General features: G+C 44.7%; 21 protein-coding genes. 19 read left to right on the top strand and 2 right to left on the bottom strand.

The window, feature by feature from the left end:
- Positions 1 to 89: 89 nt before the first annotated feature.
- From hsdR to HUG15_RS15725, 7 genes are all read left to right on the top strand, one after another.
- On the top strand, positions 90 to 3,338 hold the full coding sequence (gene hsdR, locus HUG15_RS15755) for a type I restriction-modification system endonuclease (protein ID WP_425504012.1): 3,249 nt from the start codon (positions 90 to 92) through the stop codon (positions 3,336 to 3,338).
- Complete coding sequence (locus HUG15_RS15750; protein WP_200123997.1) at positions 3,339 to 4,820, top strand: class I SAM-dependent DNA methyltransferase; 1,482 nt, start codon at positions 3,339 to 3,341, stop codon at positions 4,818 to 4,820.
- Entirely contained in the window at positions 4,813 to 6,288 is a 1,476-nt protein-coding gene (locus HUG15_RS15745; protein WP_200123996.1) for a restriction endonuclease subunit S, read from the top strand. Before HUG15_RS15750 ends, HUG15_RS15745 begins: the two co-directional genes overlap by 8 nt.
- Positions 6,289 to 6,565: 277 nt before the next feature.
- Positions 6,566 to 7,426 (top strand): hypothetical protein, encoded by an 861-nt coding sequence (locus HUG15_RS15740; RefSeq protein ID WP_200123995.1) that lies wholly within the window; start codon positions 6,566 to 6,568, stop codon positions 7,424 to 7,426.
- Positions 7,427 to 7,465: 39 nt separating this feature from the next.
- Positions 7,466 to 7,732 (top strand): nucleotidyltransferase domain-containing protein, encoded by a 267-nt coding sequence (locus HUG15_RS15735; protein ID WP_211202240.1) that lies wholly within the window; start codon positions 7,466 to 7,468, stop codon positions 7,730 to 7,732.
- Between the two features lie 298 nt (positions 7,733 to 8,030).
- Positions 8,031 to 8,180, top strand: coding sequence for a hypothetical protein (locus HUG15_RS15730; protein ID WP_200123993.1), 150 nt, complete (start codon positions 8,031 to 8,033; stop codon positions 8,178 to 8,180).
- A gap of 283 nt (positions 8,181 to 8,463) precedes the next feature.
- The gene (locus HUG15_RS15725) at positions 8,464 to 8,712 is read left to right on the top strand and encodes a hypothetical protein (RefSeq protein ID WP_200123992.1); all 249 of its coding nucleotides are present in this window, start codon (positions 8,464 to 8,466) and stop codon (positions 8,710 to 8,712) included.
- 60 nt (positions 8,713 to 8,772) lie between these two features.
- Here HUG15_RS15725 and HUG15_RS15720 read toward each other — a convergent pair whose 3' ends face one another.
- Entirely contained in the window at positions 8,773 to 9,408 is a 636-nt protein-coding gene (locus HUG15_RS15720) for a hypothetical protein (protein ID WP_211202239.1), read from the bottom strand.
- 201 nt (positions 9,409 to 9,609) lie between these two features.
- Between HUG15_RS15720 and HUG15_RS15715 the strand changes: the two genes are divergently transcribed.
- From HUG15_RS15715 to HUG15_RS15680, 8 genes are all read left to right on the top strand, one after another.
- Positions 9,610 to 9,915, top strand: coding sequence for a DUF485 domain-containing protein (locus HUG15_RS15715; protein WP_246516674.1), 306 nt, complete (start codon positions 9,610 to 9,612; stop codon positions 9,913 to 9,915).
- Positions 9,912 to 11,462, top strand: coding sequence for a solute symporter family protein (locus HUG15_RS15710; protein WP_200123989.1), 1,551 nt, complete (start codon positions 9,912 to 9,914; stop codon positions 11,460 to 11,462). The genes HUG15_RS15715 and HUG15_RS15710 overlap by 4 nt, the downstream gene beginning before the upstream one ends.
- Entirely contained in the window at positions 11,450 to 13,183 is a 1,734-nt protein-coding gene (locus HUG15_RS15705; protein WP_200123988.1) for a LytS/YhcK type 5TM receptor domain-containing protein, read from the top strand. The genes HUG15_RS15710 and HUG15_RS15705 overlap by 13 nt, the downstream gene beginning before the upstream one ends.
- Before the next feature lie 14 nt (positions 13,184 to 13,197).
- Positions 13,198 to 13,956 carry a LytR/AlgR family response regulator transcription factor gene (locus HUG15_RS15700; RefSeq protein WP_200123987.1) on the top strand — a complete coding sequence of 253 codons (759 nt, stop codon included), beginning with the start codon at positions 13,198 to 13,200 and terminating at the stop codon, positions 13,954 to 13,956.
- A gap of 129 nt (positions 13,957 to 14,085) precedes the next feature.
- Complete coding sequence (locus tag HUG15_RS15695; RefSeq protein ID WP_200123986.1) at positions 14,086 to 14,409, top strand: DUF485 domain-containing protein; 324 nt, start codon at positions 14,086 to 14,088, stop codon at positions 14,407 to 14,409.
- Positions 14,409 to 15,941, top strand: coding sequence for a solute symporter family protein (locus HUG15_RS15690; RefSeq protein ID WP_200123985.1), 1,533 nt, complete (start codon positions 14,409 to 14,411; stop codon positions 15,939 to 15,941). Before HUG15_RS15695 ends, HUG15_RS15690 begins: the two co-directional genes overlap by 1 nt.
- A 14-nt stretch (positions 15,942 to 15,955) precedes the next feature.
- Positions 15,956 to 17,680, top strand: a complete 1,725-nt coding sequence (locus HUG15_RS15685) for a sulfate adenylyltransferase (protein WP_200123984.1) — start codon at positions 15,956 to 15,958, stop codon at positions 17,678 to 17,680.
- A gap of 338 nt (positions 17,681 to 18,018) precedes the next feature.
- The gene (locus tag HUG15_RS15680; RefSeq protein WP_200123983.1) at positions 18,019 to 18,177 is read left to right on the top strand and encodes a hypothetical protein; all 159 of its coding nucleotides are present in this window, start codon (positions 18,019 to 18,021) and stop codon (positions 18,175 to 18,177) included.
- Positions 18,178 to 18,704: 527 nt separating this feature from the next.
- Here the strand turns inward: HUG15_RS15680 and HUG15_RS15675 are convergent.
- Entirely contained in the window at positions 18,705 to 20,114 is a 1,410-nt protein-coding gene (locus HUG15_RS15675; RefSeq protein WP_200123982.1) for a VWA domain-containing protein, read from the bottom strand.
- A 153-nt stretch (positions 20,115 to 20,267) separates the two neighbouring features.
- Between HUG15_RS15675 and HUG15_RS15670 the strand changes: the two genes are divergently transcribed.
- The 4 genes from HUG15_RS15670 (at position 20,268) to dinB (ending at position 23,998) form a co-directional block, all read left to right on the top strand.
- Positions 20,268 to 21,461, top strand: a complete 1,194-nt coding sequence (locus HUG15_RS15670; RefSeq protein WP_200123981.1) for a Bcr/CflA family efflux MFS transporter — start codon at positions 20,268 to 20,270, stop codon at positions 21,459 to 21,461.
- A gap of 53 nt (positions 21,462 to 21,514) precedes the next feature.
- Positions 21,515 to 22,243: a metallophosphoesterase family protein gene (locus HUG15_RS15665; RefSeq protein WP_200123980.1), complete on the top strand. Its 729-nt coding sequence runs from the start codon at positions 21,515 to 21,517 to the stop codon at positions 22,241 to 22,243.
- 115 nt (positions 22,244 to 22,358) lie between these two features.
- Positions 22,359 to 22,748 carry a hypothetical protein gene (locus HUG15_RS15660; protein WP_200123979.1) on the top strand — a complete coding sequence of 130 codons (390 nt, stop codon included), beginning with the start codon at positions 22,359 to 22,361 and terminating at the stop codon, positions 22,746 to 22,748.
- A gap of 209 nt (positions 22,749 to 22,957) precedes the next feature.
- Positions 22,958 to 23,998, top strand: a complete 1,041-nt coding sequence (gene dinB, locus HUG15_RS15655) for a DNA polymerase IV (protein WP_200129012.1) — start codon at positions 22,958 to 22,960, stop codon at positions 23,996 to 23,998.
- The last annotated feature ends 125 nt before the right edge of the window (positions 23,999 to 24,123 follow it).

Genomic DNA, 24,123 nt, shown 5'->3' with positions numbered 1-24,123 from the left:
ATCAGTGGCCCTCATACTTATCTCTTTCCATCAGTACCATTTGTTGTATATAATGGAAGATAAGCAGTGCTTGCAAGGAGGGTGTGACCTTGGCGAATCATAACTTCGAGTTTCTTTCTGCAAAGTGGGATATCTTGGCTAACTTGGGAGAGACAGCAGAGCGTAATGTTTATATGGACCCAAATACGACGTTGATGAAACTAAGGGTATTTGCGGAGACTGTCACAAAATACATTCTAGCATTCGAAGAAATAAAAGAAACGCCAGATACCAAGCAAATCGATCGCTTACAGGCATTGAAACGGGAAGACTTGATAACGGAAGAATTAATCGAGATGTTCCATGTCATTCGGAAAAAGGGAAATAAAGCGGTTCATATGGCCGGGTATGGAACAACGGAAGAAGCGAAAAGAACTTTAGGCATGGCATTTCATATTGGTACATGGATGATGGAAGTCTATGGGGCTTGGGATTTCGAAGCACCAGAGTTTCAGGTTCCCTCTCGAACAGAGTCGGTGAGTCAAGAAGAATTAGATGATCTTTCCGAGTCGTATAAAGTAAAAGTGACAGCCCTGGAACAAGAATTAGAGGCATTAAGAAAAAGTCAAGCAACTTTACATAAAGAGGAAAAAAAGCAACGCCATCGTCAAGCCAGACTAGTCGGCAGTCAAATCCAATTAACGGAAGCAGAAACGAGAGAAATTATTGATGAACAGCTACAGCAGGCCGGATGGATTGCTGATACAAAAACTGTACGTTTTAGTCATGGGGACCGTCCAGAAAAAAATAAAAACAAAGCGATTGCCGAGTGGCCGTTGAAAAATACGAGAGCTGATTATGCGCTTTTTATAGGTTTAGAATTCGTAGGTATTATTGAAGCGAAAAAGCAAAATAAAAATATCATATCTGACATCGGTCAAGCCAAGACATATGCGACAGAAGTGGTTAGACACGAAAATGAAATCATCACAGGTCCTTACGGAGATTTTTTCGTTCCGTTTCTTTTCGCAACCAATGGGAGACCTTACTTAAAGCAGGTAGAAGAAAAATCAGGGATATGGTTCTTGGATGCCAGGCGTACCACCAACCATCCTCGCCCCTTAAAAGCCTGGTATACACCGGATGGGCTGAAAGAGTTACTAAAAAAGGATATTGACCAAGCAACCGAAGGTTTAAAAGACGAGCCATTGGATTACCTAAACCTGCGCTCTTATCAAGAAGATGCTATTTTAGCGGTGGAGGAAGCATTAGAAGAAGGAAAAGAGGAAGCATTGTTAGCCCTAGCTACGGGGACAGGAAAAACCCGCTTAGCCATTGGGTTGATTTATCGATTAATTAAACATAACCGCTTTAATCGCGTGTTGTTCTTAGTCGACCGTTCCGCCCTCGGTGAACAAGCAGAAGCCGCTTTTAAAGATTCAAAGTTAGAGAGCTACATGTCTTTTACAGAAATATTTAACTTGCAGACCTTAGAAGACATTTCTCCCGAGCCTGAAACGAAAGTGCATATTGCTACCGTACAGGGAATGGTACGAAGATTATTTTATAGTGATGAGGATACGAATATACCAACAGTTGATCAGTATGATTGTATAGTCGTCGACGAAGCTCATCGTGGATATACATTAGATAAGGAAATGTCTGAGGTCGAGATGATGTTCCGTGACCATAAAGACTATGTCAGCAAATATCGTCAGGTGCTGGAATACTTTGATGCAGTAAGCATTGGTTTAACCGCCACTCCGGCTATCCACACGGTTGATATATTTGGTGAACCCGTTTTTACTTATTCGTATCGCGACGCTGTTATTGATGGATATTTAATCGATCACGAACCACCTTATCAATTTGAGACCGCATTAAAAAGCCAAGGGATTCATTGGAATGAAGGGGAAGAGGTTGAGGTTTATGATACTGTCTCAGGTCAGGTGGACAAAGAAGTACTGGAGGATGAAATCGAACTGGATGTCACGCATTTTAATAAAACAGTCATCACTGAAAACTTTAATCGAGTGATACTCAAAGAATTAGCTAATTATATTGATCCAACGGATACGGGAAAGACCCTTATGTTTGCTGCCACCGATGATCATGCGGATATGGTTGTGCACATCCTGAAAGAGGAATTAGAAAAGATTCATGGACCAATTGAAGACAATGCAGTGCAGAAAATTACCAGCCAGATCAAAGATTCTTCGTTTGCGATTAAACAGTTTAAGAATGAACGAATACCAAATATTGTGGTGACTGTTGATATGTTAACGACAGGGATCGATGTTCCTGCAATCACAAACCTTGTCTTTCTGCGCAGAATACGCTCAAGAATTTTGTATGAACAAATGCTGGGTAGGGCAACGAGACGCTGTGATGAAATTCGGAAAGATCACTTTTCTATTTTTGATGCGGTTGGATTGTATGAATCCTTGAAATCTTATAGCGACATGAAACCAGTAGTCAATCGACCAAAAGTGTCGGTGGGTCAGGTCGTAGATGAACTAGAGCAACTCGAAGACGCTTCCGAGCAGAAGGCTCATAAAGAGGAGCTGGCAGCGAAAATTCAACGCAAAAAGACAGCATGGACGGAACAAGAAGAAGAGGACTTTAAAGTCCTAACTGGCGGCAAGTCCGTTCAGGAGTTTGCCGAATGGGTGAAAAAGGCTTCTCATGATGAAGTGGTGGAGAAGCTGGCCAACAATCAGAACATTGTTCAATACTTAGATGAAAATAGACAGAGAGCAATCTACCAATACATCTCCACCCATGAGGATGAATTAAAAGAAGTCAGACGAGGGTATGGAAAAGCGGAAAAGCCAGAAGATTATTTGGAAGGATTCAGCCAATTTATCAAAGAGAACATGAATGAAATTCCCGCTTTGCATATCGTCTGCACGCGTCCAAAAGACCTCACAAGAGAGCAATTAAAGGAACTTCGAATTACCTTGGATCAGAATGGGTATCGGGAGTCACATCTACAAACGGCCTGGAGAGAAGCTAAAAATGAAGACATTGCTGCCGACATTATCAGCTTTATCCGAAAGCAGGCACTTGGCGATCCATTAATGAGTCATGAAAAAAGGATTGAAAAAGCCATGGATAAAATTTATCAAATGAAAGTATGGCCTCCTGTTCAAAAGAAATGGCTCGAGCGTATAGAAAGCCAATTACTGCAAGAATCTGTCTTGGACCCTGACCCAGAGCAGGCTTTTGAAGTGGAACCTTTTAAAAGTCGCGGAGGATACCGTCAGTTAAACAAAATATTCAATGGACAACTCGATGAAATTGTTACTACAATTAATGAGTCCCTATATAATAACGATGATGAGAAGGAGCAAGCATAGATGGACAATCAGGAAATCGTACAAAAACTATGGAATCTTTGTAACGTATTACGGGATGATGGGATTACGTACCACCAATACGTCACCGAGTTAACTTATATTCTTTTCTTAAAGATGATGAAAGAAACAGGAGAGGAAGAAAAGCAAAATATCCCGGAAGAATACCGTTGGGATTCTTTAACGGAACGGCATGGGATTGAGTTGAAAACCCATTATCAGAAGCTCTTAATCGATTTGGGGCAAGAGAGCAACGATACCCTTCGTCAAATTTATCTTAATGCCCAAACCAATATTGATGAACCAAAAAACCTTGAAAAAATTATTCGTTCGATCAATGACTTGGACTGGTACAGTGCAAAAGAAGAAGGATTGGGGGACTTGTATGAAGGGTTGCTGGAAAAAAACGCCAGCGAAACAAAGTCCGGCGCAGGACAATATTTCACACCACGTCCTTTGATTGATGAGATTGTAAAATTGGTAGACCCAGATCCGGGAGAACGCTGTAATGATCCGGCTGCAGGAACCTTCGGTTTTATGATTGCCGCAGACCGAAACGTTCGCAAAAAAACAGATGATTATTTTGATCTTAGTCAAAATGAAGCTGAATTTCAAAAACACAAGGCTTTTTCTGGGGTTGAATTGGTAAAAGATACACATCGTTTAGCGTTGATGAATGCAATGCTTCATGACATTCAAGGAGATATTACGCTTGGAGATACGTTATCAGAGCTTGGAAAAGATATGAATAATTATGACGTGATCATGACGAACCCGCCTTTTGGAACCAAACAAGGGGGAGAGCGTCCAACGAGAGATGACTTCACGTTTACGACCACGAACAAACAGTTAAACTTCCTGCAGCATATTTATCGTTCTTTAAAACCAGACGGGAAATCCCGTGCTGCCGTTGTCCTTCCAGATAATGTGCTTTTTGAAAGTGGTGTAGGAGATAAAATTCGTGCTGATTTGATGGATAAGTGTAATCTCCATACCATCTTGCGTTTGCCAACGGGTATTTTCTATGCGCAAGGTGTAAAGACGAATGTATTGTTTTTTAACCGTGAAAAAACCGATAAAGATAACACCGAAAACGTTTGGGTCTACGATCTTAGAACGAACATGCCATCCTTCGGAAAACGCACGCCATTAACCCACAAGCACTTTGGAGACTTTAACAAAGCCTATTTAGCTGAGGACAGAACCAAAATCAAAGATGAACGCTGGAATGTATTCACTCGAGAGGACATTCGCAAAAAAGATGACAGCCTAGACATTGGTTTAATTGCTGATAAATCCCTGGCCGTATATGAAAATCTCCCGGATCCAATTGAATCAGCAGAAGAAGCTATAGGAAAGCTGAACCAAGCTGTTGGATTATTAAACGGAGTGGTGGAGGAACTGAAAGAGATAGAGAATGGAAACAGTCAATATAACAAAAGTGAAAAAGTAGCGGAGACACCAGGAGTGTATAACCATGAGTGAAAAAAAGACAAATGCAGTGGAAGAACTTTTGGAAGAAGCCTTAGTTCCTGAGGAAGAACAGCCTTATCATGTACCTAGGAATTGGCATTGGGTTAAAATCAAATCATTGATTAAAACAATGACTAGTCGTGATCCTAAAAAATTAGATAGTGATACTTTTAACTATATTGATATAGAAAGTATAGATAATGAAACTCAAACACTTAGCAAGAAAAAAAAGTTACCTCTTAGCGAGGCTCCCAGTAGAGCAAAACGTGCCGTTAATAAAAGTGATGTAATTATTTCTTTAGTAAGGCCCTATTTAGTAAACGTAGCGCTAATCGAAGAAGATAATGAACTTAACATAGCATCAACGGGTTTCTATGTATGTAGAAACAAAGGTGGGTACGTTCCTAAATATTTATTTAATTACTTACGATCTCCTGATGCTACAATATATTTAAATCTACATACTAAGGGGGATAATTCCCCATCAGTCAAAGGATCGGACTTTAAAAATATTCCTGTTCCATTACCACCTTTGCATGAACAAAAGCGAATTGCTGATAAAGTAGAACATCTCTTAAATAAAGTCGATGAAGCGAAACAATTGATCGAAGAAGCAAAAGAAACCTTTGAACTGCGAAGGTCTGCTATTTTGGAGAAGGCTTTTAGTGGAGAATTGACTTCAAGTTGGCGTTATGAAAATCTGGAAGTCGAATCTGCAGACAATTTATATCGGAGAATAAGATCATCTAGTAACAGAAAAAAGAAAAGTAAGGAAGAACAAGAGTTGCTTTCGCAAGCAGAACTCCAGAAGATACCTGCCACCTGGATTTGGGTACGCCTCGGTGACATTTTAGAAGTTAATCCTCCTAAGGAGAAACTAACTGATGTCAATGATGAACAACAATGTAGCTTTATACCCATGGTGTCTGTAAGTGATGCGACAGGAGAAGCCACGAGTATAGAGACAAGGCCGTATGAAAAGGTGAAAAAAGGGTATACGTATTTTCGGGAAAGAGATGTTATATTTGCGAAAATAACTCCATGTATGGAGAATGGAAAATCTGCTGTTTTAAAAGGACTAAGAAATGGATTTGGGTATGGCTCAACTGAATTTTATGTACTGCGAACAAATGACTATGTCAATGAAAAGCTAATTCATTTATTAGTACGATCGCGTAAGTTTAGAAGTGAAGCAAAAGCTGTTATGACAGGAGCAGTAGGTCAGCAAAGAGTACCTAAAGATTTTATGAAAAATTACTTATTTCCATTGCCACCATTAGAAGAACAGAATGAGATCGTGAGAATAGTTGAATCTATTTTTGAGAAACAGGAGATTAGCAATAGGCTACTGGAAACAGACAAGCTGGAACATTTGAAACAATCTCTGCTATCTAAAGCTTTTAAAGGTGAACTCGGAACAAACGATCCTTCTGAAGAAAGTGCCGAGAAGCTATTAAAAGAAGTTCTACAACAACAATAAACAACAAAGATTCCGCTCATCGTTAAAAGTGGGCGGAGTTTTTGTAGAGACTTTAGAGATGATTCTATGACAAAATGGTGGATGATTCGTGCTGGTGATCATAATGAATTGCTTCCTATTTGGAAAGGGAAGAGATTGCTTCAATGGGTAGGCCTTTATTGGATCATGTCACGCCGTCGTATCGGACGTATCAAGCGGTTGATATATCGAATGACCTAGGCTTGAGGGAGTTTCCTTCCTTAAATAGAATCGGGTCTTGGCTGAGGGGGCTAAAACCATGAATTTTTCACCTATTGTTTATCACATGTGTAAAAAATGCTGGGAGATGTATGATTTTCAAGAAGGGATTTTTTACAAATTCTTTTATGGTGATAGATTAGGGTGTCCCTATTGTTTGAACGATTTTGATGTCTATAAAGAGATTACTCATGCATTTAACTATTATAGTTTAGGTCAACATTATAGTTTAATCGGGTGCAGATCTAATTTTAAACAGATAGACTTAACTCCAGGGAAGCCATACGAATTAGATCTGACTGATGATATAGGTAAAGGAAAATTGGTTTATATTAATTACACTCCTTTAGGTATGGGCGTGCTCCCGATTGAAATACATGGCAATTCTCCGCGTAAACCTTTTGGATCCAATCAAATCACGCTTTATCCTGCGGATTTTATTGGAGAAGCTACTATAGCAAAAGCGAATGTTCTTTATTGGTATGTTCCCGATCATCTTGTTAATGATATATCAGTTATGTTGATGGTAGATGCTTTTGAAAAGTATTATGAGGGGAGTTTTAAACACTCAATTGTTTCAGCTCAATCTTCTTTAGAAGTATCATTGTCTACATTTCTCAAAGGTACTATACCTAAAACTTTAAATACTGAGATTGATAAGTTATATAAAAAAAAGAATACTTTCAATCACCGGTATAATATAGTATTACCAAATCTTATACAGCTGTTACAACTTCCTTCAATCGGCGAATTCATTGATAAAAAAGTAAATGAACTGAGAGATATACGCAATGAAATTATCCATGAGGGTGACAGTGAGACTGAATTAGATGAGGGGACTTTAAGGGATATGCTAATTGGGGTCTTTTTAGCATTCAAATATTTCAAGGTAATAAATTAATCAAAATTTGAACACGGGTGATAACGATTATTTCTTACTTTGATACGGTTGGAGCCATTAGGTCGTTGCAATGCTGCTTCCGCCAAAAAAGCAACGGAAGATAGCGATATTGATGTGGCGGTTGTCGCTAATGATTTCACAGGGGACTCTATTGAGGGTACCATGCGTTTAATGAAAATCCGTAGAGAGGTGGATGTTCGAATCGAGCCTCATCCTTTTACTAGTGAAGATTTTCAAGATGATCACCCTATTGCCAAGGAAATTCTTGAGAATGGTTATGAGGTTTTTTCACAACCGGTTCGTTAGTTCACTTTAAATTGAGACGTATGATTGGACATTGACCGGATGTTGCAATTTAAAAATCGAATTTCCAATTTAACTTCAATTATTCCATATATGGTGTGTATCTCTTCTATCGCTTTTTATCATGATATAGTAGCCTAAACGGTTGAACAATTGTAACATCTCTTGGTTCTGTGTAAGATAACAGAAAGGTATGGAGATTATGAAAATGGAACGCGCAATGAATCGTAAAATCACGCGTATTGGTAACAGCCTTGGCGTGAGCATGACCGAGGCGCTAAATTGATCGGCGCGAGTGCTGATGATCAAAGTGATCGATAATGAAATTCGCATCCATAAGAAAAAGGAACAAATGGATGTGTCCGATGGTATGGATCCAGAGTTTTTCGATATTCTGCAAGAGGGAATGGAAGAATATCATGATACGTTAAAAGGGCTGAAGCATCGCTGATATGACCATTCGATATTTAACGGTAGATCTTTCAGATGAAGGCGCGGATGAATTATATTCGGATTATGATATTTGAAAGGCATCCAAGATACAACAGGAACTACTTGACTATCAGATCTAAACGTTATTTTCCCGCCCGATCGATCTATCCGGCCGTCGGCCATTGGGCAGCGCTGATCATGTCTAGTAATACTAGTTATACGAGAATAAAAAAGGGGTATAGTAGCAATAGATGGCTTTTGCGATCATTAGTTAAAGAATCTAATGGAAGGGTGATACAGCAATGGGGAAAGTAACAAAAGCAGTGGGTGTCGCCGGGGCAGTCGCCGGAGCAATGTACCTGTCAAAGAGTGAGAATCGCGAGAAAGTAAAGAGACAGCTAGCGAAAATAAATGGGAAAGAAGATTCATCGTATCTTAAAAACTTGGGTAAGCCTTCAGACATAGAGGATGCCAACATGGTGAACGAAGGCGCCATGACAAGCGTGCAGTATTATAATCGACTTCAGGATGAAAAATCTGAGTCAAAATAATGATTTTTGGATCACCGGCAAACAGCAAGGGTTTGCTCGTGGTCTTTTTTTCATCCAATTTTAACTAGACCGTCGTTTCAGTTTATCTAGTTCTCGGTCGTGTTCCCCTATTTTTCGATCAAAATACTCAAGGTCCTTTTTGGTTATCATCTTTTCCTTAACGGTGTTCACGTCAATTCGCAAAGTCTGTATATCGGTTCCGAGGGCGTCTACCTTTGCTTCTGTTTCTTCTTGGCCGTCGCGAAGGGCTCGTGTGATTTGCTGTAATTCTGAGATGGACTCACGCATGCCGGTTTGGGATTGCTGCAATTCTGAGGTGGACTCACACATGCCGGTTTGGGATTGCTGCAATTCTGAGATGGACTCACGCATGCCGGTTTGGGATTGCTGTAATTCTGAGATGGACTCACGCATGCCGGTTTGGGATTGCTGTAATTCTGAGATGGACTCACGCATGCCGGTTTGGGATTGCTGTAATTCTGAGATGGACTCACGCATGCCGGTTTGGGATTGCTGTAATTCTGAGATGGACTCACGCATGCCGGTTTGGGATTGCTGTAATTCCGAGATGGATTCGCGCATACTGGTTTGGGAATCCTGTAGTTCTTTAATGGACACCTGCATGTCGGCACTCGTTTCCTGCAACTCTGTAACAGCTTCGAGTATCTTATCAACTTTTCGTTCCATTGAGTTCATGTAAACCTTCCCTTCTATCGTTTATATAGCTATTATATCATCTTTTAATCGGCGTGGTGGGAGAATTTCATAAAAAACTCTCTACGCCTAATACGGTCACACGCAAAACCTTGATAAAAGTAACGGCAAGTGGTATATATTGTTTAATGATAGATTTTAAAAATAGGAAAAATAATATGAATAATAGGTGTGGTGTCTGTGATGCAGCATGACCGCGACATTCATATGTTGCTTCAATCGGAGGCGTTTGTGCAGTTAAGGCGGGAGAAAAGAAGATTGATCGTTCCTAGTTTGCTTTTTATTATCGTCTTTTATTTTTCCTTGCCTTTATCCGTTTGGTTGTTTCCCGCGCAAATGATGCAAGCGTCACCGGTCATGGGATTGCCGTGGGGGTGGCTGTATGCATTTTCACAGTTTGTGATGACGTTTTGCGTCGGTTGGCTGTACTGGAGGAGGTCAAAGCGTTTTGATCGGTTAGTTGAACAAATCAAAGGGAGTCAGGGATGAACGTCACGTATTTTTTGTTTTTTTTATGTATTGTCGGCTGTACCTTAATTATCACGCACTGGGCGGCAAGACGGGAGAAGACGGTGTATCAATTTTACACAGCCTCCCAAAGTTTGACAGGTTTTCAGAATGGAATGGCGATTGCCGGCGATTATATTAGCGCGGCCTCTTTCTTGGGGATTATCGGCGCCATTGCGTTGAGTGGGTACGACGGGTTTTTATATTCGATCGGGTTTCTCGTCTCTTATTTGATTGTGCTTCTCGTGGTCGCGGAGCCTGTGCATCGTTTAGGTCGTTATTCCCTCGGCGATGTTATGGCTGCCCGCTTTTCCGATCGAAAAATTCGGTTAGCGATGGCGGTCGGCGCGTTCATGATTTCCATTCTCTACTTGATTCCGCAGTTGGTGGCATCGGGGCTTGTGCTGCGCTTATTGCTCGGTATTGATTACTCTTTGTCGGTGTTGATCATCGGCAGTTTAATGACGGTGTATGTCGTTCAGGGAGGCATGATGGCGACCTCGTGGGTGCAAATCGTGAAAACGGTGCTCTTAATGTCGGGGACGTTCCTTCTTTCCCTTATCGTCTTAAACCGATTTGATTGGCAAGTGATGCATTTACTTGCACACGTGCAGCAGGGGACCCCATTGGGAGAACAGTTTTTTTTACCGGGAAATTTGTTTGACAGCCCGGTGGAGATTTTTTCTTTAAAAATGGCCTTAATTCTCGGGACGGCCGGGATGCCCCATATCCTGATCCGTTTGTTTACCGTGCGGAATGCGTTGGAGGTGCGGCGTTCCGTGATCACGGCGAGTTGGATTATTGGGCTTTTCTATGTCATGACCCTCATTTTAGGGTTAGGCACTGTCGCTGTCATTGGTTCCCAAGCATTGGAATCGGCTGATCCGACGGGGAACTTGGCCGCTCCACTACTGGCGCAAGAACTGGGTGGGGATTTTCTGTTAGCGTTCATTTCGGCGATTGCATTTGCCACGATCGTGGCCGTTGTCACCGGTCTTGTTATCTCTTCGACGACAGCATTGGCACATGATGTGTACAACCATCTCATCAAACGAGGGGCTGCGAAGGAAGTGGAACAGTTACGGGTGGCAAAATGGACAGCGGCAGGCATTGGGCTTTTGGCGATGCTTTTTTCCCTCGGGTTGGAAAATGTGAATGTTGCCTTTCTCGTTTCACTAACTTTCGTTGTGGCGGCTTCTACCAATCTTCCTGTGCTGGTATGCACGCTTTATTGGAAGCGCTTTAACCAAACAGGGGCGATCGTTGGTATGACGACAGGTTTTCTGGCGTCGATGCTGCTCGTCTTGTTTGGGCCGCATATTATGGATCCCGTGAATGGCTGGATCTCCCGGGAAGCTTTTTTTCCGTTGCACAATCCGGGCATTATCGCGATCCCGATCGGGTTTCTAGGGGCAATCCTCGGTACGGTATTATCTCGTAAGCCAGCGGATACAGAACGGTTTGCCCACATGTATGTTCAGGCACAAACCGGCATCCGACGAAGGGGGCGCCGGCCGTGGAATTCCTGACGATTGTCTTGTTTGAACGTTTGGGATTGTTGCTCATTCTCGCTTTTATTTTAACGCGCATCCGCGGTTTTCGTTCGCTTTTGGACCGGGAATTGAACGCGAAGACGACGATTGTCCACACGCTCATTTTCGGTTTGTTTGGCATTGTAGGCGCGATGATGGGCGTGGTCGTCGAAGGAGAAGCCGTTGTTAATCGCTCAGCGGTCTTTTCGCTTGGGGAAAATGAATTGTTAGTTAATACAGGTCTGGTTGCCATCGTTATTGCCGGGTTGTTGGGAGGGCCGTCCGTCGGTCTGGGTGCCGGAATTATCTCCGGGTTATTCATTTTTTCATTGGGCGGCATCGGGCAGTGGGCGAACGGTTTAGCCAACGTCCTTACCGGGTTATTGGCCGGACTGACGGCACGGTTTTTCTCGCAGGAGCGCGTGATTGCGCCTTCAAGGGCGTTGTTTATCGGTATTTTTCCTCCTATTCTTAATATCGGATTATTGTTAGTGTTTGTTCCGCATTCAGAGATGATGGTGGCTCTTGTCGATATTATTGGTTTGCCGATGGTTTTATCCAACAGTGTGGCGATTGCCATTTTCACAGCGATGATCAGCACTTCTTTACATGAGCAGGAGAGAGAAGTTGGTTTGGAAACGAGTCGGGCGCTCACCATTGCTGAAGAGGCGCTGCCTTATTTAAAAAAACAATCGTCGTTAGAAGTAGCGGAGGGGATCGCGCATTTGCTTTATAAACGATTGGAAGTCGCGGCCGTTTCCGTTACGGACAATATCGATGTGCTGGCACATATCGGCAAAGGGGATGATCATCACCGGCGAGGCGATCAGCTATTGACGAGGCTTTCTGTGCAGACGATCGAGACAGGCGAGGTGCAAGTTGCTTATTCACAAGAAGAAATAAAATGCTCGAATCCAAACTGTCCTTTGCAAGCCGCGATTATCGTTCCGATTAAGGAAATGGGGGAAACGACGGGACTGATTAAGTTGTACTTTCGTAAGGCCCAACATATTCGGCCGGTGGAGATCGTGTTAGCCCGGGGGTTGGGGACGTTGATTTCTAACCAATTAAACGCGTTGGCGACGGAAAAAATGAATACGCTCATTCGCGATGCGGAGCTCCGTAACTTGCAAGCCCAAATTAATCCGCATTTTTTGTTTAACACGTTGCATTTAATTCAAATGTTGATTCGCACCGATCCGATGAAAGCCCGGCATATCACGGTGCAGCTCGGTCATTACATGCGCTTTAACTTGCATTTGGCCTCGAATTCACTCATAAGCTTGGAAAAGGAGTTAGCACATGTAAAAGCGTACTTGGAAATCATTCGCACCCGGTTTTCACGATTATCATTTAACATTGCTTCCGTGGAAGGCGTAGGAGAGACCCCTATTCCGCCCGCGACGATTCAGCCGTTGGTGGAAAATAGCATTCATCACGGGTTAAAACACATGCCCAATGACGGCGTCGTCTCGATTGTTCTACATAAACAACCGAAGGCGCTTCAAATTACCGTTCGTGATAACGGTTCTGGTTTTGCGGCGGAAATGCTTGGTCAAGCGGGTGAAACGCCGCTCGCGAGTGAGCACGGCAGCGGAACCGGTCTTTATAATGTGAACCAGCGGTTGATTCGGTTGTTAGGAGAAGAATCACGTCTAAAAGCAAACAATCTGCCAACGGGCGGATGTGAGGTTGTTTTTCAGATTCCGTATCAATAGGAGGCAGTTCTATTATGCGTATTCGAGCGATGATCGCGGAAGATGAGCGATTAGTGCGGGAGGAATTGGCTTATTTATTACAACTGGAGGACGATGTCCTCCTCTGTCCGAGTGCGGAAACAGGTGAACAGCTGTTGGAATTGCAAGAGCAGTACTGTCCTGATGTTATTTTTCTCGATATTCAAATGCCCGGGCTGTCTGGCGTTGAAGTGGCCAAACGATTACGGCGGGTTGAAAGCGGGAGAATGGCTCCTTTGTTCGTCTTTACAACCGCGTACGACGATTATGCTGTGGAAGCGTTTGAACTGGAAGCGGTGGATTATCTTTTAAAACCATACGACGATAATCGTTTTAAAATCGCGATGGAGCGGGTGCGTAAACGTATAGCCACAAAGGACGAGAGCGGGAGACAAGCCCCTCCGCTTTCGCATCCACGTCCAAGTAAGGTGTTAATTACCGATGAAAAAAGTTCATTCGTTCTTGCGCCGGAGTCGATCATTTATGTGGCGAAGATAGAAAATGTATTGGAGATCCACACGAAAGACCAATTGTTTCAAAGCAAAATGACGTTACGGGAATTGGAAGAAAAATTACGTGGATTTCCTTTTTTTCGCTCGCATCGGGCATATTTGATCAATTTGGATTACGTCCAGGAAATCACGCCGTGGTTTAATGGGACGTACAATCTGACGATGGACGGTGAAAAAGAAAGTAAAATACCTGTCAGCAGAGCCGCGGGAAAACGATTGTTTGATATTATCGAGAATGCCTAACCATTCACTGACGGAGTAGAACCATTCACCAATATATTTAAACAATTCACATGATTCTTTCACAAAACCTTCACGTGTTACTGTATACTCTCTCGTGAGTAACTAAGTTTATACGTGGAGGTGTTTAATATGGAAAGTAATTATAATGAATATGAGAGAATTGCTGCATCTGAAGAATACAAGCAATTCAAAAAACAGAAATTTACGTTTATTTGGCCGATCGTTATTTTATTTGTCCTATACTATGCGACGCTGCCCATCTTGGCAGCCTATGCGCAGGAATTTATGGGAACATTGGTTTTTGGCAATATCACCTTCGGATACTTGTACGGGATGGCTTATTATATCGTCGCTTGGGGCCTCGCCTTCGTCTATGTTGTAAAAGCTGCAGGATTTGATAAAAAAGTAAGCGCTATTTTAGACAAATACTTGGATAAGAAGGGGGCTTCATGATGGGCGGAGGCGATGTTGTCGGCATCCTGTTTTTCATCCTTATCGTTGGCTTGACGATGTACATCACGTTTTGGGCATCTCGTCGAATGACGGGAACGAAAGGGTTTTACGCAGCGGGACGAAGCTTGACCGGTTGGCAAAATGGGTTTGCCATTGCCGGTGACTATTTAAGTGCAGCTTCTTTTTTGGGGATTGCCGGTTTAGTTGCTTTGGGTGGTTATGATGGATTTATGTATGCGATCGGCTGGTTGATGGGTTATGTGGTTGTTTTGTATCTTATTGCCGAGCCGATGCGGAACTCCGGAAAATTCACGATGGCGGATGTATTGGCGTTTCGGTTAAGGCAAAAACCGGTACGTGTGACGGCAGCGCTAGTCACGATCGCCATTAGCACCTGTTATATGGTGGCACAAATGGTGGGGGCCGGAGCGATCATCCAACTTCTCGTTGGCATTCCTTACGAAATAGCCGTTATCTTTATCGGGATTCTCATGCTCGTGTATGTATCCTTTGGCGGCATGATTGCAACGAGTTGGGTGCAAATTGTTAAGGCTTTTTTACTTATGTTTGCCACGGTGTTTTTGCTCGTGTTTATCGCGTTTATTTATCAATTCAATCTTTCAAGCTTGTTCGGTGAAGTGGCCGCTCAAAACGGATTTGAATTTTTGATGCCTGGTCAGTTATATACAAATCCGATCGATTTACTGTCGCTCGGGATGGCGCTGATTTTGGGGACAGCCGGGTTGCCGCATATTTTGATCCGCTTCTATACGGTGCCAACCGCGCAGGATGCACGTAAGTCGGTCATCTGGGCGATGGCTTTACTCGGTATTTTTTACATTACGATTACGATCGTTGGGTACGGCGCGAATGTGATCGTCGGACCGGAAACGATCGCGGCAGCTGATTCGGGTGGGAATATGGCCGCGCCGCTATTGGCATTGTACCTCGGCGGGGGACCGGGAACACTCGGCGGTGAAATTTTCATGGCGGCGATTGCTGCTGTTTCATTTGCCACGATTGTTGCCGTTGTCGCGGGCTTGGTCATTGCAGCTTCAGGTGCATTCGCCCACGACATTTATACGAATGTCATCAAACGTGGCCACGCGACAGACAAAGAGCAGTTCCGTGTTGCCCGCATAACTGCAATCGTCGTAGGCGCGTTGTCTATCGCGTTGGGGATTTTGGCACAAGGGTTGAATGTCGCTTACCTGGTTGTACTCGCTTTTGCGATCGGGGCCAGTGCAAACTTGCCGACACTTATCTTTTCCCTTTATTGGAAGCGCTTTAATACGAAAGGTGCTGTCGCCGGTATGGCTGCGGGCTTGTTCACAGCCGTTGGCTTGGTCATCATCGGTCCGAACATAATGGGGACGAATGCCCTCTTCCCATTGGAAAACCCGGGTATTGTCAGTATTCCGGTTGGTTTCCTCACTTCCTTCATTGTCGCGATAATGACGAAACCGGACAAAATGGAAGGGAAGTTTGAAGAAATGGATGTTCGTACGAACACGGGATTAGGTGCAGAATAAGAGGAGGAAATAAAATGAGTCAAGAAACATATGTATTGGATGAAGAGAAATTGGCAAGTTACCCACAACAGCCACATGGCGGGAAATTGGTTAATCGTGTTCTTACGGGAAAAGAGCGTGAGAATGCGATGGAGAAAGCGAAAAAGTTGCCAATGATTATGGTAGACTTAGAAGCTGTCATTACGCTTGAAATGATCGCGACAGGTGTATTGTCTCCGAATGAAGGTTTTATGAATGAAGAGGAATACAAGTCGGTTCTTACGAAGGGGCGATTAAAGAATGGCGTCGTTTGGCCGGTCCCGCTGAGTTTCGCGCCGGTAGGGGATCGAAATGAGCAGATCATTGAAACATTATCCGTCGGGGATGACGTAGCGCTTGTGGATGAAACGTACGACCCTGTCGCTATTCTTGCACTGGATGATCTCTTTGAATATGATAAGGAATTTCGCGCATGGCATCTTTTCGGCACGACTGACCGTAACCATCCCGGGGTAGACTCCATTTATCGAAGGATGGGCGAAACGGCACTAGGCGGTCCTATTCAATTGCTCCGTCGAGTACATTGGGGCCCGTTTGAAAGCATTCGATTGGAGCCAAAAGATACATGGAAACTTTTTTATGAGGAAAAGAAATTTAATTCTGTTGGCGGTTTTATAACAGGCGCAAACCCTTTGCATCGCGGGCATGAGTATATTCATAGAAATGCATTGGAAGAGTTGGACGGTTTGCTCGTTCAGCCGCTTGTAGAAATGGCAAAACGTGAATATACACGCCATGAGTATCGGATGTTATCGTACCGTGGTGTTTTGAATGCTTATTATCCGAAAGAGAGAACGATTCTTGCGCCATTAAGGGTGACGTATATCTTCGCCGGTCCTCGTGAAGCCGTCCTTCATGCCTTAATTATGAAAAACTATGGGTGCACACATGCGTTCATTGGCCGAGATCACGCAGGGATCGGTGATTATTATGATAAGTACGCCAGCCATACCATTTTTGATGAATTTACAGCGGATGAATTAGGCATTGGGATACGATTGTTCCATGAAGTTTTTTATTGCACGCGTTGTGACAGTCCGGCATCGGACCAAACGTGCCCGCATGATGACCGGTATAGAATTAACATTTCCGGTACGGGTATTAGGGAATTGCTGCGTTACGGCGTTCTCCCTCCAAAGGAAATTGTCCGGCCGGAATCAGCCCAAATTGCCATGCAAGGGATTCAACCAAAAGGCGTTGATGAGAACAATTTGGCCGTTTCCCCGGTTGGGAAAACAATCAAGAGCATATTTCCATACTATCTAAATAGATCTCGGTTGGGCGGGCCGGAGCGAAGTCATCCGTTAGAGGCGGGAAAGCTGACGATCGACGATTTAGAGGCAGCTATTTTGGATGTTCGTTCGAATGCCGACCGGATTTACAAAGAAATTTTTGATGAATTTAGCTATGTTACGGACACGCTGCGTTCTACACAAGCCGATTGGATCGCCGATGCGCGTGAATCCATCTATCAACAACAAGAAATGGTCGTCGAATCTTTGGAGGAGAAGGTGAATAAAGCAGCAGACAAAGCTTCTGATGAATTCATGTACCAAGACAAGGGAGAAGCAGAACGCGAATTAAGTGTCGCGCGTAAAATTTTCAACGATATCCCGGGTGCCCTACGTTCCGAAGAACTGGAATATCGCGTATGGAATCCGCTCCCATATCAACGTTATCGAGGCAGTGACGAAGAGTAGTTTTTTTTTTAGAGGAAGTGCCTGACGGCCGAACGCCGTCGGGCACTTTTGTCGGGTGACGATGGATAGTTCGAAAGGAACGTGCCAGAATTGATGGAAAAGGTGCAGATTCAACGGTCATTGGGTGAGGTGAAGACAAAAATGGTGGATGACGCGAGCGTTTTGTTCTCACCCGGCGACTGTGCGGCCAAAGTTTAGCGGCTCGTCCATCATTTGTCCTCACCCGCCACAGGCAACGGCCAATCCCGCCTTTTTGCCACAAAGGTAACATAAAGGACGGGGTGCTCAGATACATATAGTTGCATCGTATTCTTTGCAAAAAGAGGTAACGCATCATTTTGGATTCCACGAACGCTCAAGCGTACGTGGCGTCCACGTTTCAGGCGCTTACCGACGCCATCGTCCCTTCTGACTCTTCACACGAATCCCATTTGGCTCCGGATTTACACGTGTATGTCATTGATGGACTGAATCAGTACATTACGATTCAGCAGTAACTTTTTACCATCTCTATTCCACTCGCTTATCCAACTGCGCAAATATTGGATAGTGCGGCGGCACAACTCATCAATATCGGAAAAATCCAACCCTTTATATTGCCGAAAATAGCGTCCGTTATAATTCCATCGGCGAACCGAACCCGATTTTAACGACGTAGGTACTCGCCGTGAGAACCGCTGAACTGTTGGTCAAAAAAAAATTTTAGTCCGCTCGCGATAAGGGGGCTTTTTTCTAATTTGGGTGCTCATGAAGCCCGAAGGCCGAAAGAACATCGGTTTATGGTCCCCAAATAGGGTTCATGGAGCCCCAAACATGCGCTGAACCCGGATATGGGTCCCCGTACACGGCTCATGGCGTCCGAAACGCGCCCAGAACCCGGATATCGGTCGCCATAAACCGTCATGAAGCCGAAAATCGGTAAGATCATCGTTTTACGGTCCCCATGCTCGGCCTAATCGCTTTCTCAGGGTCGCCTTGGCCGGTTTTTTCAAAAAAACGCCAAGCCCCAGCTTCGAGCCCGACGTCAAGAAGGATCCCAACCGGAATATTCGTCGCGGATGTCTCTGATAATATCTTGAAGGCGTTCCCGTTCGTCAATGATTTCCTGATGTGTATCGTCATAAGCCTCATCCACATATTCATTGATGTATTCATAGCGTTCATCAATGAGTGCTTCAAGTTCGTCCCTTTCTTCGTCACTGATCAGCTCCGCTTCCGTGAGCAGTCGCGATGCTTTTTGCATGCGGCTGTTTTCCTGTCGTCGCAATTGTGTGGCGTCGCTTCGTAAATCTCTTAGTTCTGAATGGAAATCAACCGATTCAAAGTTAGCGTCCGAGATATTTCCGGATGCCCACCATAGCCATTGGGACGTTCCGATCGCGTCGGCCCACGACTCGTTCACCGTTTCGTCCAACTCTTGTTCATTGTAAACAGAGGAATAATCGCCGTCGGTGACTGAAGCAATGTCTTCCAACTGTTCGTGTTCATCATCGGCGATATCGAACCCGAGAATATGGACATTAAAATCAATGCCTGTATCCGCCAAGTTTTCTGCGGCGGCAACCGGGTCACCTTCACACGTTTCAATCCCGTCGCTGATGACATAGATGAAGTGATCGGCGTTTTCATCGGTTCCTTCCTGTAAGTCTTCGCTTGCTTGCGTAATCGCATCTGCCAGAGGTGTCCAACCGGTGGCATCAAAACTTTCCAACGCATCATCGAAGGCATCGTTGTCCATGGAGGATAACGGATAAACATTTTCAATCGCTGCACACGATTCTTCTTTGCCATCGTTTGTGTTATCACCTTCGTGCCCGTACGCTTGCAACATAACGTTCGTTTCTTCCGGCAAGTCACCGGCAAACGATTGAACGGCGTCCTTTGCCAGGTCCATTTTCACTTCTCCGTCGACGTCCTCATTCATGCTTCCGCTCGCATCGACGAGGATCGCAACGTTAACTTCTTTTTCCATTTCTTCTTCAATTTCTTCATCCTCTAATTCCTGCAATGACCGGCCGTCCGGCAGCGTAAATTCCTCGTAAGTGGCATCGAACGTTTCGATCGGCTCGAACACCTCCCTGTGATCGGCCCCGAGAGCGTGCACCATTGCGTTTAACCATTCGTCAGGGGAAGAAGCGTCCGTTTGTTCGGCAGCATAAGTCTCGAAATCTTCCAGTACTGTCTCTTCAACTTCCTCATAATCGTCCATTTCATATTCCTCTGCCAAATATTCTTCCGTAAGAAATCCGGGCCCCGCTTGCAAAATCGCTTCTTGATCAAGTTCTACAGGGTCAATATTGCTTGCCGTTTCCTCTTCTTCCGGAGGTTCATCATTCGGCTCTTCGGTAGCGGTTTCCTCTGTCTCATCACTGCTGCAAGCAAATAAAAAAAGAAAGAGGACAAACGCAAATGGAAAAGTTCGCTGTCGGTCCATATGTAATAATATCTCCTTTGTATGAAACGTTGTATCTATGATCATACCATGGTATTTTAGCGAGAAAAAGCATGTGTGATGATTGATTTTCCCTTCATCCTCACGTAAAATAGCAATGTTTATTCTATGATTCTTTGAAAGGTCGTTTTTTTCTTGATACACAACCCGACAGGTTTGCAACGGATTGGATTAGCCATATTGCTAGGGATGTTGGCTACTTTAGGGCCACTGAATATCGATATGTATTTGCCGAGTTTTCCGGAAATCGGCGATGATTTGAATGCACAGGCGTCGCTTGTGCAGTTGAGTTTAACCGCTTGTCTCATTGGGCTTGGCGTCGGGCAAGTGGTGGTCGGTCCGATCAGTGATGCGCAAGGAAGAAAAAAACCGCTGATCATCTCCATTTTATTATTTGCGCTCGCCTCCCTTCTTTGCGCCTTCGCGCCGAATATATCGACGCTTATTGCCGCCCGTTTTTTGCAAGGATTTACGGCGGCGGCCGGGATTGTCGTTTCCCGGGCGGTCGTGCGTGATGTGTTCAGCGGGCGCGAGTTGACGAAGTTTTTCGCGCTGTTAATGGTGATTAACGCGGTGGCGCCAATGCTTGCGCCAGTTGCCGGCGGTGGGATTTTATGGTTCCCATTCACCGATTGGACGAGTATTTTTTACTTCTTGGCCTTGTTAGGGCTATTCATCGTCGTAATGGTCTCCTGGAAATTGGACGAAACGTTGCCGAAAGAAAAAAGAATGCCGAGTTCCCTCGGACATACGATGCGTACGCTCGTGGATTTGATTCGAGACCGTTCGTTTCTCGGCTACGCGCTCACGCTCGGGTTTGTGCATGGGGGCAGTTTCGCCTATGTGTCAGGGACGCCGTTCGTCTACCAGGAAATCTATGGCGTGTCGCCACAGGCGTTTAGCATTCTTTTCGGCATGAATGGTGCCGCGATTATTACCGGGAGTTTTCTCGTCGGCCGTTTTTCCGGTGTCATTCCCGAGCGGACATTTTTGCGTACGGCTGTCATCGTCGGTACCGCTGCGGCCGCGTTGTTGTTCGCGATGACGATCGTTGAGGGACCGTTGTATATGATTGTGATTCCCATTTTCATCTACATGACTTGTATGGGGGTTGTTTTAACGACATCTTTTACGCTCGCGATTGCAAAACAAGGGCACCGGGCGGGAAGTGCAAGCGCGTTGCTCGGGATGTTGCCGCTTTTGATCGGCGCGGCTGCAGCCCCGCTCGCCGGCATTAATGACTCAGCGGCACCAATGGGCGCGACGATCTTCATCACCTGTGCGATCGGGATGTTTACGTTCCTGAAACTGACGAAGAGCGACGCTTAATCATTGCTTTATTTTACAAATCCTCCTATCCTGTACAAAAAGGAGGATTTCAAATGAAGATGGCGTTCATTTCGGATATTCACGGCAATGCGGTCGCTTTGGATGCAGTGCTTGCTGATATAAAAAAACACCATGTGGACAGCGTTGCCGTGTTGGGAGATTTGTGCTATCGGGGGCCGGAGCCTAAACGGGCGTTGGATCGCATTCGATCGTTGGAATGTCCGGTGATTAAGGGCAACGCGGATGAATGGGTCGTGCGCGGCGTTCGGGAAGGCGAAGTCCCAGAAGCGAAGGTGGCGATGATGAACGAAGAGCGGGAATGGACGGTGGCGCGATTGGAATCGGAAGATTTGGATTACCTGAAACAACTTCCGACTCAGTTTCATTGGGAATTAAATACGCACTTGAAATTGCATACGTTCCATGCCACGCCGGATAGCCTGTTTGACGTCGTGCTCCCCCATGAATCACCCGGAGATTTACAAAAAAAACTCATGGTTGAAGAAGACGCCGATTTATATTTGTACGCCCATATTCACTTGCCGTACGTGCGCTACATCGACGGAAAGTGTTTAGCCAATTTGGGCAGCGTAGGCTTACCGTTTGACGGCCAAAGCAAAGCGTCGTATATCATTGTTGACGCAGACGAAGACCGTTTTCGCGTGAGCATTGAACGTGTGCCTTACGATGTGGAAAAAGTGGCGCAACAATACAGCGACAATGGCTATCCGTATGCGGAAATGATGCAGAAAGCTGTTCTGGAGGCGAGGCCGCCGTCGTAGTGAGATGTCCGAGCCAGTTCCCGGTTCGGACCATGCCTACTTATTTTTTTCATTTTAAAGCTTGCGCGAGGAACATTAGTTCTGTATAATTAAAATGAAGAAGGGGGTGAAACATATGAGTTTAACAAACGAACAGCTTTTGGATGCGATTCGTGAATTGCAGACGGAAATGACGGGGATGAGAACGGAACTGCGAGAAGAGATATCCGGGGCGAGATCCGAACTTCGAGAAGAAATATTCGGGGTGAGATCCGAACTTCGAGGAGACATATCCGGGGTGAGATCCGAGGTCCAATCCTTTAGAACCGAAGTGAATGATCGATTTGATGCAGTAGAGAAAAAGCAGGATGGAATGCGAGAACGATTAGTCCACGTTGCTGAAGATGTGACAACCATTAAAGGTACGATCGAACATCATGAAAGCGATATTAGATCTCTTTATAAACGTTCGTTTGATTTAAAAGAAAAAATCGAACCCGGGCAGCTTGGATCGGCCGAGAAATAAATAAAAGAAAGCTTTCGGCTTTCCCTTCCCATCCTTAAAGTGAATGAGCTTTAGGGTTTTTTTATGTCGTATGATTGACCCAGGATCGTACGTTCGATATAATAGGAATAGACTTTTTGATAAAAGAGGGAAATGCCGTGCATGAGTCTCATGATTTTCAACTTCCTGAGCCGCAGCGGGATACATCGCGGAAAATCATACATATTGATATGGACGCTTTCTTTTCGTCTGTCGAGGAGCGGGATAATCCGTCTTTGAAGGGGAAGCCGGTGATTATTGCCAAACATCCGAAAAAAACCGGCGGGAAGGGGATCGTTTCCACGGCGAATTATGAAGCGCGTAAGTATGGCGTCCACTCGGCCATGAGCGCTTATAAAGCATACGAGCAGTGCCCGCACGGGATTTTTATCGACGGAAATTACCGGGCATACAGAGAAGCTTCCTTGCAAATTCGGGAGATCATGCAACGCTACACTCCGATGGTCGAGCCTGTGTCCATCGATGAAGCGTATATGGACGTCACGACGAACAATAAGAAAATCCCGAGCGCGACGATTCTTGCCAAGCAAATTCAGAATGACATCTGGCAGGAAACGAAACTGACAAGCTCCGCCGGCGTTTCCTATAATAAATTCATCGCAAAAATTGCCTCCGATATGAAAAAACCGGCAGGCTTAACTGTCGTCCCGCCCGATGAAGCGCTTCCTTTTTTGAAACAATTACCGATCGAGAAATTCCCTGGCATTGGTCCGAAGACAGCGCAAAAAATGCATGACCTTAACATTTACACCGGGGAAGATTTGTATCAAATGGAACAAATGGATCTCATTTCCCTGTTCGGAAAGGCGGGCACCTCTTATTACCATCGGGCCCGCGGGATCGATAACAAGCCGCTGAACATGCAGCGGGAACGAAAATCCGTCGGCAAAGAACGTACGTATTTTCATAATTTGACGACCGACAGCGAAGTGACGGATGAACTTAGAAAGATCGCGCAAGAAGTGGTTACTGCATTGAATCGCGTACAAAAACACGGGAAAACGGTTGTGCTGAAAATTAGGTATCGGTCGTTTGAAACGTTAACGAGGCAAGTGAGCGCCCCGCATTATTTTGAAACACCCGAAGCGATTAATGATCAGGCGGCAGGCATTTGGGAAGAGGTCGGAATGGCAGAAAAAGGGGTACGCTTACTCGGAATTACGATCACCAATTTAGACCCGATTCACTACCGGCCAATGACACTGTTTTGAACACCTCCATAGCGGGGGGTTGCTAACAATTTACTGAAAAGTAAAATAATAAAAGTGTCATGTCAACTAGCTAGTGCAAGGTGGCTTAATTACCCAATCATGGGGACAGATGGAAGAAGTTCGGT

Source organism: Salicibibacter cibarius (assembly GCF_016495725.1).
Lineage (GTDB): Bacteria > Bacillota > Bacilli > Bacillales > Marinococcaceae > Salicibibacter > Salicibibacter cibarius.
This window is presented reverse-complemented; position numbering and strand designations above follow the sequence as displayed.

What these genes read in the sequence shown, in the direction of transcription:
- HUG15_RS15750 (WP_200123997.1), top strand. Translation starts at nt 3,339, where the DNA reads ATGGACAATCAGGAAATCGTACAAAAACTATGGAATCTTTGTAACGTA.
- HUG15_RS15745 (WP_200123996.1), top strand. Translation starts at nt 4,813, where the DNA reads ATGAGTGAAAAAAAGACAAATGCAGTGGAAGAACTTTTGGAAGAAGCC.
- HUG15_RS15740 (WP_200123995.1), top strand. Translation starts at nt 6,566, where the DNA reads ATGAATTTTTCACCTATTGTTTATCACATGTGTAAAAAATGCTGGGAG.
- HUG15_RS15730 (WP_200123993.1), top strand. Translation starts at nt 8,031, where the DNA reads ATGATCAAAGTGATCGATAATGAAATTCGCATCCATAAGAAAAAGGAA.
- HUG15_RS15725 (WP_200123992.1), top strand. Translation starts at nt 8,464, where the DNA reads ATGGGGAAAGTAACAAAAGCAGTGGGTGTCGCCGGGGCAGTCGCCGGA.
- HUG15_RS15720 (WP_211202239.1), bottom strand. Translation starts at nt 9,408, where the DNA reads ATGAACTCAATGGAACGAAAAGTTGATAAGATACTCGAAGCTGTTACA.
- HUG15_RS15715 (WP_246516674.1), top strand. Translation starts at nt 9,610, where the DNA reads ATGCAGCATGACCGCGACATTCATATGTTGCTTCAATCGGAGGCGTTT.
- HUG15_RS15710 (WP_200123989.1), top strand. Translation starts at nt 9,912, where the DNA reads ATGAACGTCACGTATTTTTTGTTTTTTTTATGTATTGTCGGCTGTACC.
- HUG15_RS15700 (WP_200123987.1), top strand. Translation starts at nt 13,198, where the DNA reads ATGCGTATTCGAGCGATGATCGCGGAAGATGAGCGATTAGTGCGGGAG.
- HUG15_RS15695 (WP_200123986.1), top strand. Translation starts at nt 14,086, where the DNA reads ATGGAAAGTAATTATAATGAATATGAGAGAATTGCTGCATCTGAAGAA.
- HUG15_RS15690 (WP_200123985.1), top strand. Translation starts at nt 14,409, where the DNA reads ATGGGCGGAGGCGATGTTGTCGGCATCCTGTTTTTCATCCTTATCGTT.
- HUG15_RS15685 (WP_200123984.1), top strand. Translation starts at nt 15,956, where the DNA reads ATGAGTCAAGAAACATATGTATTGGATGAAGAGAAATTGGCAAGTTAC.
- HUG15_RS15675 (WP_200123982.1), bottom strand. Translation starts at nt 20,114, where the DNA reads ATGGACCGACAGCGAACTTTTCCATTTGCGTTTGTCCTCTTTCTTTTT.
- HUG15_RS15665 (WP_200123980.1), top strand. Translation starts at nt 21,515, where the DNA reads ATGAAGATGGCGTTCATTTCGGATATTCACGGCAATGCGGTCGCTTTG.
- HUG15_RS15660 (WP_200123979.1), top strand. Translation starts at nt 22,359, where the DNA reads ATGAGTTTAACAAACGAACAGCTTTTGGATGCGATTCGTGAATTGCAG.
- dinB (WP_200129012.1), top strand. Translation starts at nt 22,958, where the DNA reads ATGGACGCTTTCTTTTCGTCTGTCGAGGAGCGGGATAATCCGTCTTTG.